Annotated in this window: 13 protein-coding genes; 8 read left to right on the forward strand and 5 right to left on the reverse strand. The window is 60.3% G+C overall.

The window, feature by feature from the left end:
* Positions 1–401 precede the first annotated feature (401 nt).
* The gene (locus tag ACEN83_RS12770; protein ID WP_495580500.1) at positions 402–2141 is read right to left on the reverse strand and encodes a dipeptidase; all 1740 of its coding nucleotides are present in this window, start codon (positions 2139–2141) and stop codon (positions 402–404) included.
* A 160-nt stretch (positions 2142–2301) separates the two neighbouring features.
* A complete protein-coding gene (locus tag ACEN83_RS12775) occupies positions 2302–2601 on the reverse strand; it encodes a hypothetical protein (protein WP_495580501.1) in 300 nt (99 codons plus the stop codon).
* 206 nt (positions 2602–2807) lie between these two features.
* Here ACEN83_RS12775 and ACEN83_RS12780 point away from each other — a divergent pair, with 206 nt between their 5' ends.
* From ACEN83_RS12780 to ACEN83_RS12790, 3 genes are all read left to right on the forward strand, one after another.
* Positions 2808–3911 carry an alpha/beta hydrolase gene (locus tag ACEN83_RS12780; protein ID WP_493727724.1) on the forward strand — a complete coding sequence of 368 codons (1104 nt, stop codon included), beginning with the start codon at positions 2808–2810 and terminating at the stop codon, positions 3909–3911.
* Between the two features lie 64 nt (positions 3912–3975).
* Entirely contained in the window at positions 3976–5028 is a 1053-nt protein-coding gene (locus ACEN83_RS12785; protein ID WP_495580502.1) for an alpha/beta hydrolase, read from the forward strand.
* Between the two features lie 18 nt (positions 5029–5046).
* Positions 5047–6219: a (R)-mandelonitrile lyase gene (locus ACEN83_RS12790; protein ID WP_495580503.1), complete on the forward strand. Its 1173-nt coding sequence runs from the start codon at positions 5047–5049 to the stop codon at positions 6217–6219.
* Here the strand turns inward: ACEN83_RS12790 and ACEN83_RS12795 are convergent.
* Entirely contained in the window at positions 6207–7100 is an 894-nt protein-coding gene (locus ACEN83_RS12795; protein WP_218481929.1) for a LysR family transcriptional regulator, read from the reverse strand. The two genes, ACEN83_RS12790 and ACEN83_RS12795, sit on opposite strands and share 13 nt — an antisense overlap.
* 274 nt (positions 7101–7374) lie before the next feature.
* Complete coding sequence (locus ACEN83_RS12800) at positions 7375–8292, reverse strand: LysR family transcriptional regulator (protein ID WP_495580504.1); 918 nt, start codon at positions 8290–8292, stop codon at positions 7375–7377.
* A 246-nt stretch (positions 8293–8538) separates the two neighbouring features.
* Between ACEN83_RS12800 and ACEN83_RS12805 the strand changes: the two genes are divergently transcribed.
* Entirely contained in the window at positions 8539–9303 is a 765-nt protein-coding gene (locus ACEN83_RS12805; RefSeq protein ID WP_258685773.1) for an SDR family NAD(P)-dependent oxidoreductase, read from the forward strand.
* A gap of 44 nt (positions 9304–9347) precedes the next feature.
* Here ACEN83_RS12805 and ACEN83_RS12810 read toward each other — a convergent pair whose 3' ends face one another.
* On the reverse strand, positions 9348–10250 hold the full coding sequence (locus ACEN83_RS12810; protein WP_495580505.1) for a helix-turn-helix domain-containing protein: 903 nt from the start codon (positions 10248–10250) through the stop codon (positions 9348–9350).
* 153 nt (positions 10251–10403) lie between these two features.
* On the opposite strand from ACEN83_RS12810, the gene ACEN83_RS12815 reads away from it, so the two are divergent.
* The 4 genes from ACEN83_RS12815 (at position 10404) to ACEN83_RS12830 (ending at position 12986) form a co-directional block, all read left to right on the forward strand.
* Positions 10404–10844, forward strand: coding sequence for a DoxX family protein (locus tag ACEN83_RS12815; protein ID WP_495580506.1), 441 nt, complete (start codon positions 10404–10406; stop codon positions 10842–10844).
* 75 nt (positions 10845–10919) lie between these two features.
* Positions 10920–11843: an NADP-dependent oxidoreductase gene (locus ACEN83_RS12820; protein ID WP_495580507.1), complete on the forward strand. Its 924-nt coding sequence runs from the start codon at positions 10920–10922 to the stop codon at positions 11841–11843.
* 132 nt (positions 11844–11975) lie between these two features.
* A complete protein-coding gene (locus ACEN83_RS12825) occupies positions 11976–12713 on the forward strand; it encodes an SDR family oxidoreductase (RefSeq protein ID WP_217838112.1) in 738 nt (245 codons plus the stop codon).
* Between the two features lie 15 nt (positions 12714–12728).
* Positions 12729–12986 carry an Atu4866 domain-containing protein gene (locus tag ACEN83_RS12830; protein ID WP_495580508.1) on the forward strand — a complete coding sequence of 86 codons (258 nt, stop codon included), beginning with the start codon at positions 12729–12731 and terminating at the stop codon, positions 12984–12986.
* Positions 12987–13021 lie beyond the last annotated feature (35 nt).

A 13021-nucleotide genomic window follows, 5' to 3' on the forward strand; every position in this document is an offset into this window, starting at 1 on the left:
ACGCAAGAATGAACGAAGGGAACACATGGCAATCTGGTTTTTTGCCCACCGGATATTTCCAGTGGCATTGACGTCACTGCAATGCCTGGGGCCGGGGGCGAAGGGTTATTCAAGCATTCCCGAAAACTGTAGGAGCCAGCTTGCTGGCGATGGACTCAGATACGCCGCGTTTATCCAGTTCGCCCGCGTAATCGTTAACGACCATCGCAGGCAAGCCAGCTCCCACAGGGGGCCGTGCCCACGCTGAAACTGTAGGAACAGCCGGTCGACGCTCGATTGCTGGCGATGGACTCACGTGCGCCGCGTTTATCCGGTTAACACGCGTTATCGTTAACGCCCATCGCTGGCAATCGATCTCCCACAGGGGACCGCGTCCGAGTCCAATCCAGTGAAAGAACCGATCAAAGCGTCGGCAATTGCCCGATGCGGCCCATCATTTCGGTCACGATCTGCAAGTCCAGCAGGAACTGCTCGGTCGTCTTGAACTCGTTGTCGTTGTGCCCGGTGTACTTGACGTCCGGCATGGCCAGGCCGAATTGCACGCCGTTAGGCAATTCATGCACGGACGTGGCGCCGGCGGAGGTGCCGAACTTGTGTTCCATGCCGAGGTTTTCGCTGGCCACCGCGAGCAAGGCCTTGACCCATTCACCCTCAGGGTTGCGATACATCGGTTCGGCAATCGACAGGTCGAAGGTCGGTGCGATCCCGGTTTTCTTGCTCCAGGCGTCCAGCTTGGTGGCGATTTCGGACTTGAGCACCTCCGGCGTCTTGCCCTTCGGCACGCGCAGGTTGACGGCGAGTTTGAAGGCTTTGTCATCCATCCCGACATAGGTCAGGGAAGTGGTCAGCGGGCCCATGAACTCATCGGCAAAACCGACCCCCAGCTTGCCACCCAGGTAGTCCAGCCCCCAGTTGTCGGCGGCGTAGCGGGCAGCGTCGGTGAACTGGTTGTGCTTGAGCGCGACCTTGCCGTCGAGGCTATTGATGAAGTCGAGCATCCTGGCCACCGGGTTGACGCCGGACTCGGGCTCGGAGGAGTGGGCGGAAACGCCGGTGACCGTCAGTTTGACGTCCTTGCCGTCGACCTTGGCGGCCAATTCGAAGTTGCCGCCATTTTGCTTGGCGTACTCAGTGCCGGCCTTTTGCAGGCTGGCAGCCAGTTCGGCGGGCTTGTCGGTCACCAGGGTCGCGACCGATGTCGACGGAATCTGGTTGGTGGCCAGGCCGCCGGTCATCGAAATGATTTCTGCGCCTTTGCCCTCGCCAGCACGCTTGGCGAAGCTGGCCATGACGGTGCCGTAGCCTTTCTCGGCGATCACCACCGGGTAGCCGCCATCCAGCGCCAGGTTGTAGTTGGGTGTCGGGTTGCGCTCGAAGTAGTAGGGGATGGCATCACCGGTGGTTTCTTCGGTGGTGTCGACCAGCAGCTTGAAGTTGCGCGCCAGCGGCAGTTGCTCCTCCTTGATGATCTTCATGGCGTAGAGCGCCACCACGATGCCGTTCTTGTCATCTTCGGTGCCGCGGCCATACATGCGATCGCCGACCAGGGTGACCTTGAACGGATCGAGGCGGGTGCCGTCCTGCAGCACCCAGTTCTCCGGTGTCACCGGCACCACATCGGCATGGGCGTGAATGCCCACGACTTCATCGCCCTTGCCTTCGAGGGAGATCTCGTACACGCGGTTGTCGATGTTGCGAAAGTTCAGGTTGAACGCCTGGGCGAGGCCCTTGATCTTCTCGGCAATCTTGAGGAATTCGGGATTGTCGTGCTGGTCAACGCCGTCCACGCGCACGGTCGGAATGGCCACCAGTTCCTTCAGGGTTTCGGTGGCCGCGCTGCCGTATTTGACCCGAGCGTAAAGACCGAGCAAACGATGGATTTCGTTCTGCTGCTCAGCGGACAGCGTCTTGTTGCCGAGGAAGGCACTGATGGCCGGGCCGAGGTCGTCGGTTTTGGCGACATCGCTCTTGGCCAGGCTTTGCAGGAACTGGCGGAAATCCTTGACCGAAGCATCATTGAACGTCTTGAGGATGATCGCGCTCTGTTGCGGTGTGATGTTGGCGTGGGCAGCGCTGGTGAACGACGAAAGGCTGGCGAGCATCAGGGTGGTCGCAGCCAGGTGCTTGAATGAAAAATCCATTGCTGGGGGCATTCCTTTGCAGGCGGATTGTAAGAAATATCTGATCGTCTGATCAGAAACATTTCAAAACTAACACCATGCGCGTGTGAAACGGGAGCCCCTGAAGTGGGATCTGTCGCACAGAAATGCAAAAGCGACGCAGAAACGAAAAACCGCTCTATCAGTGTTTGCATTCCGCCAACACCACCTGGCAGGTATTCGGCGTGCCGCCTGATCGGCCGGCATAGCGGATGCAGTTGTTCAGTGATTTCTGGCGAGCCATGTTCAGCGTGTCGCCCCAGGCGAGGCCACCTTCGCCGACAGTGGGGAGGGCTTTCGCATAGCAGGCTGAGCCGGTGCTAGAGGCTGAATAGCGAGCCGTGTTGGTCTTGCCTGAGCATCCGGCTGTCAGCACCAGATTGGCCGCGAGCAGGGAAAGCAGGAGCCATGACGAGCCTTGGCGTGCAGTCTGTCCCGTCATTGCGTTTCCCCTGTATCGAGAGGCGTGATCAAGGTCGTGCCTATTCAGATTAGGCCTCTTTCAGGGCATCCTCCACCTGCGGCTGGACCTGCCTCAATCAATAGAATTATGTGTTTTTGGTATTACTGCTATCCGATTGGGTCTATTCATTAATTAATGCCTGGGCGGTAGTTTGCCTCTCTGCGATTACACATCGAGAGCCACTCATGACCCGGGATTCCATCCGCAAGTACGCACATGCCGCCGTCAGGGCGGGCACGCTCTGCCTCACCCTGACCGGCGGGGCGCTCGTGGAAGCTGACGAGCGCAGCGAGCGCAGCCCGCTGATCATCAAGGATCAAGGAAGCCTGATTGCCGGCGGGGGACTGATCACCCAGCCGGGTCGCTTTGATCCTTACAAACCGCTGATGCCTGATGGCCAGACCTACCATGGCGACCATGTGTACGCGTTCTATCAGGTACCGGTCGATGCGCATCCGTTGCCCATCGTCATGTGGCATGGCGCAGGGCAATCGGCGAAGTCCTGGGAAACCACGGCCGATGGCCGCGAAGGCTTCCAGAATATCTTCCTGCGGCGCGGGTTCTCCACCTACCTGATTGACCAACCGCGCCGTGGCGATGCGGGGCGCAGCCTGGTGGAAACGACGATCAAGCCAGTGCCGGACGAGCAACTGTGGTTCAACCAGTTCCGCATCGGACAGTGGCCCGAAACCTTCGAGGGCAGTCAGTTCCCCCGTGGGCCGCAGGCGCTGGAGCAATTCTTCCGTTCGATGACACCCAACACCGGCCCTTATGACATTGAAGTCGCCTCCGATGGCGTATCCGCGCTGTTGGACAAGACCGGGCCCGCCATCTTGTTTACCCACTCTCAGGGCGGTGGACCCGGTTGGATGACCGCGATCAAGAGCCAACAGGTGCGGGGCATCGTCGCGTTCGAGCCGGGTAGCAGCTTCGTGTTTCCCGAAGGCGAGGTGCCGGCGCCGATTCCCAGCGCGTTCGACACGCTCTCGGCGCAGGTCGTATCGAAGGCGCAGTTCGAAGCGCTGACGCATATCCCCATCCTGATCATCTACGGCGACAACATCCCCGACAAGCCGGTTCGTTTACCGGCACAGGACAGCTGGCGTGCCCGGCTCGAGATGGCGCGACTGTGGCGAGACACCGTGAATCGCCATGGCGGCGACGTGCGGCTCATTCACCTGCCGGAGATCGGCATCAGGGGCAACAGCCACTTCCCGTTTTCGGACCTGAACAACGTCGAGATCGCGGACCTGGTTTCGCAGTTTCTCGCCGAGAAAAACCTCGATTGATGTCGAGCAGGGCAATCGCTGCCGCACACCCTTGGAAACTGGAATTGTCAGGAGTATTCACAAGATGCGAACCACGCTGAAGGCCACACTCATGGCCGCCATGATCGGCATGTCCGGCGTTGACGCCGAGGCCGCAGACTACAAACACAATCCCTACACCTTGACCTACGCAGGCGCGCTGGTGAAGAACGAGCCGGGCAAGGTCAACATCCATCCGGTCACCTACAGACTCAACGGCCTGGACATCGCCGCCAACGTCTACACCCCGGCCAATTATGACGCGACGAAGCAATACCCGGCCGTCGTCGTGGCGCATCCCAATGGCGGGGTGAAGGAGCAGGTCGCCGGCCTGTATGCCCAGCGCCTGGCCGATCAGGGCTACATCACGATCACGGCGGATGCGGCGTATCAGGGGGCCAGCGGTGGCGAGCCGCGCAACATCGACAAGCCCGCGTACCGCATCGAGGACATCCATGGCATGGCGGACTTCATCGCCCGCTATCCGGGCGTCGATAGCGCGCGACTGGGCTTGCTCGGTATCTGCGGCGGCGGGGGGTATTCGTTGAAGGCGGCGCAATCCGACAAGCGCTTCCAGTCGATCGCGACCTTGAGCATGTTCAACTCCGGGCTGGTACGTCGCAATGGCTACCGGGACTCGCAACTGTCGACGATCCAGGAGCGCTTGCAACAGGCTTCGGCCGCCCGCGCGCAAGAAGCGGCGGGCGGGGAGGTGCTCTACGTTGGCGACGCCAGGCTGACCGATGAGCAGATCGCCAGGCTGCCGTTCGATCTGTATCGGCAGGGTTTCGAGTATTACGGCAAGACCCACGCCCATCCGAACTCGACCTTCCGCTACACCCAGAGCAGCCTGCTGGACCTGATGAGCTTCGATGCCACGGACCAGATCGAACTGATCGACCAACCCTTGCTGATGATCGCCGGCAGCAAGGCCGACAGCCTGTACATGTCGGAGCAGGCGTTCGCCAAGGCCACTGGAACCCGGGACAAGAAACTGTTCACGATCGATGGCGCGACCCATATCGAAACCTATTGGGTGCCTGAGTATGTGGACGTCGCCATAGGCCAGTTGAACGCGTTCTACGCCAGAACACTCTGACTCGAGGGATCCTTCATCATGAAAAACACGCTTTTTGGCATCGCGGTGTGCGCTGCGGCGCCTTTTGCCGGCGCAGCAGGGGCCGACGGTGTCAGTGAGCCCAGGGCCGCCCAGCAGATCAGTCGTGCAGGCAGCCAGGCTTCGGTCGCCGGCCCGGCGGATTATTTCACCGGACAGGTGCGCGTCGATCCGTTGTTTCCTGCCACGGGCGAGAACAATGCGTCCGGTGCCTACGTCACCTTCGAGCCGGGCGCGCGTTCGGCCTGGCATACCCATCCTGCCGGCCAGCGATTGGTAGTGACCTCCGGTGTCGGCCTGACGCAAGAGTGGGGCAAGCCCGTGCAGGAAATCCATCCAGGCGATGTGATTGTCTGCCCGCCGGGCGTCAAGCACTGGCATGGTGCCGCTCCTGCGAGCCGCATGACGCACCTGGCCGTGACCGGTTCGGTAGAGGGCAAAAGCGTGCAATGGCTGGAGAAGGTCACCGATGCCCAGTACAGCGCCCAGGGTTCTGTTGCGCCGCAATCCTTGCCTGCTACGCCACCCGTTTCCGAGACATTGTCCGAAAGGCAGCAGGCCATCCCGTTGATTGCCGCCGCCATGGCCACGAGCAATATTCCCCGACTCAATGCGGCCCTGAACCAGGGACTTGATGCAGGGCTGACGGTCAGCGAGGCCAAGGAAATACTGGTGCAGCTCTACGCCTACAGCGGTTTTCCGCGCAGCCTCAATGCCCTTGGCGAGTTGATGAATGTGGTCCAGGCACGCAAACAGCGGGGCATCGAGGATGTTGCGGGGCGCGAGCCCGGTCGCACCCTTCCCGTCGGCGATGAGTTGCTGGCGGTTGGCAAGGCCAACCAGACGCGTATTGCCGGGGCGCCTGTCCAGGGGCCGCTGTTCGACTTCGTCCCAGTCATCAATCAGTACCTGCAAACGCATCTGTTCGGTGACATTTTCGAGCGCGACAACCTTGACTGGCAAAGTCGGGAGCTGGCGACCGTCGCGGCGCTGGCCGCCACGCCGGGCGTAGAGTCACAACTGCGCTCGCACATGGCCGCCAGCCTGCGGGTCGGCCTGACTGTCGGACAATTGCGTCAGTTGACCCGGCTACTGGCCGATCAGGGGGATGCCGAAGCAGCCAAGCGCGCCGCCGAGGCGCTGGACGCCACGCAGGCCAATCAGCCCGGATAGCGCAAGGCTTCGCGCAGCAGGGTAAAGGCCGGCGAGCTTTGCCGCCGGCTTGGGTAATAGAGGTGATAACCAGAGAACGGCTCGCACCAGTCCGTGAGCACGCGGATCAACCGGCCCTGCGCTACATGCTCCTGCACCTGGTCTTCCGGCATGTAGGCCAGGCCCAACCCCTGCAGGGCGGCCTGCAGGCGCATGGCAATGTTGTTGAACACCAGTTGACCCTCGACGCGGACGTTCACTGGCTGGCCATTCTTCTCGAACTCCCACGAATACAGCCCACCGTGAGTCGGCATGCGCAAGGTGATGCAATTGTGCTGCATCAGATCGATCGGGACGACGGGCTTTGAATATCGGGTGAAATACGCGGGGGAGCCGACCACCGCCATGCGCATGTCGGGGCCGATGCGCATGGCGATCATGTCCTTGGCGACCTGCTCACCCAACCGTACGCCAGCGTCGAAGCCTTCGGCCACAATGTCGGTAAAGCCGTAGTCGACGATGATTTCGATGTTGAGGTCAGGATAGTCCGGCAGCAATTTGGCCAGTACGGGGTGCAGAACCGTGATCGCTGAATGCTCGCCGGCCGTGATCCGCAATTTGCCCGCCGGCTTGTCACGGAACGCGCTGAGCAAGGCCAGTTCGTTGTCGATCTCTTCGAACCTGGGGGCGATCACCCGCAGCAGATGCTCGCCGGCTTCAGTCGGCGAAACGCTGCGCGTGGTGCGAGACAATAACCGAACACCCAGTCGATCCTCCAGCTGGCGCATGGCGCGACTCAAGGCCGGCTGCGACATACCCAGCCTGGCGGCGGCACGGGTAAAACTGCGCTCCTGTGCCACGGCCGAGAAGATCGCCAGTTGGTCGTAGCTTTCGACGGTCATTGATACGCACCTGTTATGAACCGGTTGCGATTATGCCATCTGAAGTGAGTAATGGTGTTGCCCTGGAACGTTCACGGTCTGGTCAAAAAATGGTTCATCACGTAATTCCGGGAAACTGTAGGAGCTGCCGAAGGCTGCGATCTTTTGATCTTGATCTTCAGCAATCTCCAGATCGCAAAAGCAGGATCAAAAGATCGCAGCCTTCGGCAGCTCCTACAGATATTTCGTAATCTCTGTTCCCCCGGGATTTCCAGAAAATCGACAAGTCCCGTCCTCAAGCCGAAGCCTCCTGCGCCGAGCCTTGTTGGACGAAGCGGTCAATCAACCACCGCGCCGCCGGCCCCGGTGGCACATCCGTGCGGTAGATGACGTCGAAGGCATATTGGCCGCTTTTGTATTCCGGAATGTTCAGTTGCACGAGCCGGCCACTCTGCAGATCTTCCTGGACCATCGGGGCCGGCATGTTGCCCCAACCGATGCCCTCCCGCAGCAGCATGTGCTTGGCGCCCAGGTCCGCCAGCCGCCAGGTGCGGTTGCTGAGCACGGCGAAATCCTTGTCCTTGGTCAGCACCGAACGGTCGGACAGCACCAGTTGCGTGAACTCTCGCCCGGCGCCCGGAGCATTCGAGTCGCTCGATGCCAGTGGATGATTCGGGGCGGCCACCGGAATCAGCTCGACACTGCCGACGCCCATTCTTTCGATACCGTCGATGCCTTCATTCATGGGCCCACTGACGCCGATGATCGCGCCACGGTTGATCACCAGCTCAGTGACGGCGCCGAGGGCTTCCATATGCAAGTGCAGGGCAACGGTGGGGAACGCTTCGCGAAAGGATTTGAGTGCGTCCACCACGCGCTCGGGGGGAAGCATCACATCGAGTACCACGTGAACCTCGGCTTCGAGCCCCTGGAGCAGGCCCTTCACTTTGGCGCGCAATCCATGAATACCGTTGGCGATGGTCCTGGCTTCGGCCAGCACTGTGCGGCCGGCATCGGTGAGCTGGGGTTTGCGGGTGGTCTGACGGTCAAACAGCGACACGCCGAGCTGCATTTCCAGGTTGGCGATCGAGTAACTGATGACCGAGGTGGCCCGGTGCAGTTTTCTGGCCGCCGCGGCGAAACTGCCGACTTCCACGACCGTCAGGAACACGCGCAGCTGGTCCAGTGTCGGTGTTCCGGGGTCAGAGATCATGCCTGTTTCCTCGAACGTAATGGCCAATATTATCCCGGTACATCGTATAGCGTCATGCATCTGCCCGGTGTGCTGGAAAAATGAAACACCAGGCAGATAAGCGCAAAACCGCGACAGGTTGAACAAGGCTCCTAAAGAGTGGCGAACCGTGATCGGCGACAGTTGAGTCGTCGAAAGCGACACCCGCATACGGCGTATGCGCAGCGGCTGGAATGGTTCAGCTGCTCTCTTGCCAGGAGAAACGAGATGACTGATTTTATTGCTACCCCCAACGAGATTGCCGGCAAAGTCGTGATTGTCACGGGCGCCGCCAGCGGTATCGGCCGTGCCATCGCCGAGCTGTTCCATGCCCGTGGCGCCAAGGTCATTGCCGAAGACATCAACCCTGAAGTGAACGCTCTCGAGCGTCCGGGCCTGGTGCCATTCGTGGCTGACATCACGGTCGATGGCTCGGCGGAAAAAGCGGTTGCCCTGGCCGTTCAGCACTTCGGCAAACTCGATGTGCTGGTCAACAACGCGGGACGGATCATCTACAAGCCTCTGGTCGAGATGACGCGCGAGGACTGGAGCTGGCAGATGGAGACCAATGTGACGGGCGCGTTCCTTCATTCCCGTGAAGCGGCGAAGGAAATGATGAAGCAAAAGTCAGGCGCCATCGTCAACATCGCGTCCTATGCCTCTTACTTCGCGTTCCCGGGCATCGCGGCCTACACCGCGTCGAAAGGGGCTCTGGCTCAACTGACCCGAACCCAGGCCCTGGAAGCGATAGAGCACGGTATTCGGGTCAATGCGATTGGCGTGGGCGACGTGGTCACCAATCTGCTCAATCACTTCATGGAAGATGGCCCGGGCTTCCTGCAAGAGCACGGCAAGTCGGCACCGATCGGCCGTGCGGCTTCGCCCGATGAAATTGCCGAGATCGTGGCGTTCCTGGCCTCCGAGCGTGCCAGTTTCATAGTCGGCTCGGTGGTCATGGCCGATGGCGGCATGAGCATTCCCGTGGGCAGTTGATTGGCCGGTTGTACTGGCGGCACGGCGAGCGCCGTGCCGCGTTTTCATTTGCGGTAATGACTGGGCGGGACGCCGACCTCCCGTTTGAATGCCTGGGAAAAATGGCTGGCGCTGCTGTAGCCGACCTCAAGTCCCGCATCGATGATGCTCATGTCGGTTTCGATCAGCAGTTGCCTGGCCTTGGTCATTCTCAGCCTGATGAAGTAGCGCGAGGGTGAAAGCCCCGTGGCGCGTTTGAACAGGCGGCTGAAGTGGTACTCGCTCATCCCGGCTGCGTCGGCCAGATCCCCCAGGCAAAACGTCTCACCCAGCGACGCCTCCATCGCAGTCACCGCACGCTTGAGCTTGAAGGCCGGCAGGGCGTTGCGCTGAACGATGTTATCGGCTTGCGCATCCAGATAGTGGCGCGCCAGGTGCACGGCGATGCACTGGGCGATGCCTTGCATCAGCAGCGGGCTGGTTTCTCCCCGGGATTGCAGTTCGACTCTGAACTGTTCGAACAACAACGATAAAGTCTCGTCACGCCCCCCGGATATTTCACGCAGACAAATCGAACCGGTGACGTGTTTGCCGGTTTCCTGGATCGCTCGTTCAAGCAGGGGCAGGCCGAGGTAAATATGCATCACCACAAAGGGCTCCGCACTGGTCACTTGCCAGCGCATCTCGTAGGGCATGGCGCTGGTGGTGAGGAAAAAATCCCCTTGTGTCACTTCACTCGCCCGCCACGCTTCGCCTGCCTCCCGTTCCTCAATGGTGGCGCTCCCGGAAAGTACCCAGACAATCAGCGGCTCAGCTACGGCAGGAACGACAACGCTTTGCTCGATCCGCTCGCGGGTAAAGATCTGCACCAGCACATCGTTGGAAAAAACCTCGTCGGAGGCGGCCAGGCGCTGACCGCGAATGTGGGCCTCCAGGCCTGTTGCAGATGTTCGCTCAGCGGTTTGCACGATTGAGCTCCCTTTCGATGGGGTGATTAGCTTATCTATTTTATCGAATCTAATGATCTAAATTAGTCGGCTATTCAGATGAGCTGTCCAGGCGCAACATTTCCTCAACAGGGCGGTTCATGTCGAATCGCAACCCATTGAAGGAAATGCCTCATGACGACTTCCGCAAACATCGCTCATTCCGCCACCGCTGAACAGAGCCGTTCCGACGTCACCCAGGCCTCGGCCTCGTTGATCGGCCGCGTACTGCTCAGTGCAATCTTCATCCTCTCCGGTTTTTCGAAACTGGCCGCTCCGGCCATGATGGTCGGCTACATCAGCTCCGTGGGTCTTCCCCTTCCGCAATTGGCGCTGGCGCTGGCGATCGTCGTTGAAATCGGTGGTGGCCTGGCACTGATCGCCGGTTACCGCACCCGCACCGTTGCCGCTGTGCTGGCTGTGTTCAGCGTGTTTACCGCATTGGCTTTCCATAACGCCCTGGGCGATCAAAACCAGTTCATTCACTTCTTCAAGAACATCGCGATGGCGGGTGGCCTGTTGCAGGTCGTGGCCTTCGGTGCCGGTCGTTTCAGCATCGACGCTCGCCGTCGTTGATAGCCCCGCGCTGCGAAGGCCAGCCCCTCGCAGCGCAATGTTCTTCTCCCTTCTTTTTCGATAGTCGAGACCTCCATGAAAGCCATACGCGTGTACGAATACGGCAGCCCTGAAGTTTTACGTCTGGAAGACATTGCCGACCCGGTGGCCGGTGTCGGTGAAGTGCTGATCGATGTCGCCGGAGCCGGGGTGAACCCGATTGACTGGAAGATCCTCTCCGGTGCCATGAAAGCGTTCATCCCTTTGCCGCTGCCCTTTACCCCGGGGGTTGAAGTGGCCGGTACCGTGATCGCGCTGGGGCAGGGCGTCACTGAGTTCAGCCTCGGCGATGAAGTGTTCGGCTTCATCAACATCGTCGGGGGTTATGCGAGCAAAGCCGTCGCCCAGGTTGCAAAACTGGCGCTGAAACCCACATCACTCAGTGCCTTGCAGGCCAGCGCTGTCCCCGCCACGGCCCTGACGGCCTGGCAGGCCCTGACCGAACACGCGGGTGTGCAACGTCGACAGAAAGTGTTGATCCATGCCGCGGCCGGTGGCGTGGGCAGCATGGCCGTGCAGATGGCCAAGTACCTGGGGGCCGAAGTCTACGCAACGGCGTCCGCGCATAATCATGCTTACCTGAAAGACCTCGGCGCTGATTACACCATCGACTACAGCACCCAGGCATTCGAAGAGCTGGTGTCCGGTGTCGATGTGGTACTGGACCTGGTGGGCGGCGATACACAGACCCGTTCCTTTGCGGTGCTGAAAAAACACGGCGTGCTGGTATCGCCCGTGAGCCTGCCGAACATGTCCCTGGCCAACGACTACGGTGTGACCCCGGCCAACTTTGCGACTCGCTCGGATGGCCGGCAGCTTTCGCTGATTGCCGAACTGTTCGACAAGGGACGCCTCAGGGTCGACGTCGAGGCATTCCCGTTGAGTGAGGCGAAAGTGGCGATCGAGAAAAGCATGGGCCGGCATTTACAGGGCAGGCTTGTCCTCGACACCACGAAGTAAGGTGTTCCCCGACAGGATCAGGCAAGTTGTCAGAAGGATCTGACTAACTGGCCGACCGCCGTTATCCCTAATCTGGACTGGCAGCGAGACACCGCTCTCGCGTCACCAGACACTCAAGTGAGGGATTAGGTCATGTCGAACATCTCGAAAAAAGTCGTTCTGATCACGGGCGCGAGCAGTGGCATAGGCGAGGCGACAGCGCGCCTGTTGGCCAGCAAGGGGGCGCATGTCGTGCTCGGGGCACGTCGTACCGAGCGCCTCGAAATACTCTGTGGTGAGATCAACGCGAGCGGTGGAGTCGCTCACTTCCAGGCATTGGATGTCACCCGCCGAGACGACATGCAAGGGTTTGTGGACTTTGCGTTGAAGCTGCATGGCCGGGTCGATGTGATCGTCAACAATGCCGGGGTGATGCCGCTGTCGAAACTCGAGGCGCTGAAAGTCTCCGAGTGGGACCGGATGATCGACGTCAATATTCGCGGGGTTCTGCACGGTATCGCGGCCGGTTTGCCACTGATGCAAAAACAGCAATCAGGCCAGTTCATCAATATCGCCTCGATCGGTGCCTACACCGTGAGCCCGACAGCGGCAGTCTACTGCGCGACCAAGTTTGCCGTGCGCGCCATTTCGGAAGGGTTGCGCCAGGAGGTCGGCGGGGACATTCGTGTCACGGTGATTTCCCCTGGGGTTACCGAGTCCGAATTGGCCGAGAGCATTTCCGATGAAGGCGGGCGGGCGGAGATGCGCGAGTTCCGCAAGATCGCCATCCCTGCAATGGCGGTTGCTCGTGCGATCGCTTACGCCATTGAACAGCCTGCCGATGTGGACGTCAGTGAACTGATTGTCCGCCCGACCGCCAGTGCGTTCTGAATGGAGGACTTGAACATGACGATGAAAAAATCCGCTGATCAGGCTAAGTACGTCGGTCTGTGGGTCACGGCAGACGGGCTCATCCGCCATGAGCTGTTACCGGGTGGCCGGTACGATGAAGCCCGTGGCCGCAAGACGAGTGCCTACCAGGGGCGGTATTGGCTGGAGGGTGACCACATCGAGTACGTCGATGACACCGGCTTCACGGCTGACGGGGAGTTCCGCGACGGGATTCTGTATCACGCGGGCATGATTCTTTACCGCCAGTTGTAGACGCCTGACGCCGCAGTGGCGGGTGCTCATTCGAC

The sequence above is a fragment of the Pseudomonas sp. Pseusp49 genome (genome assembly GCF_059491875.1).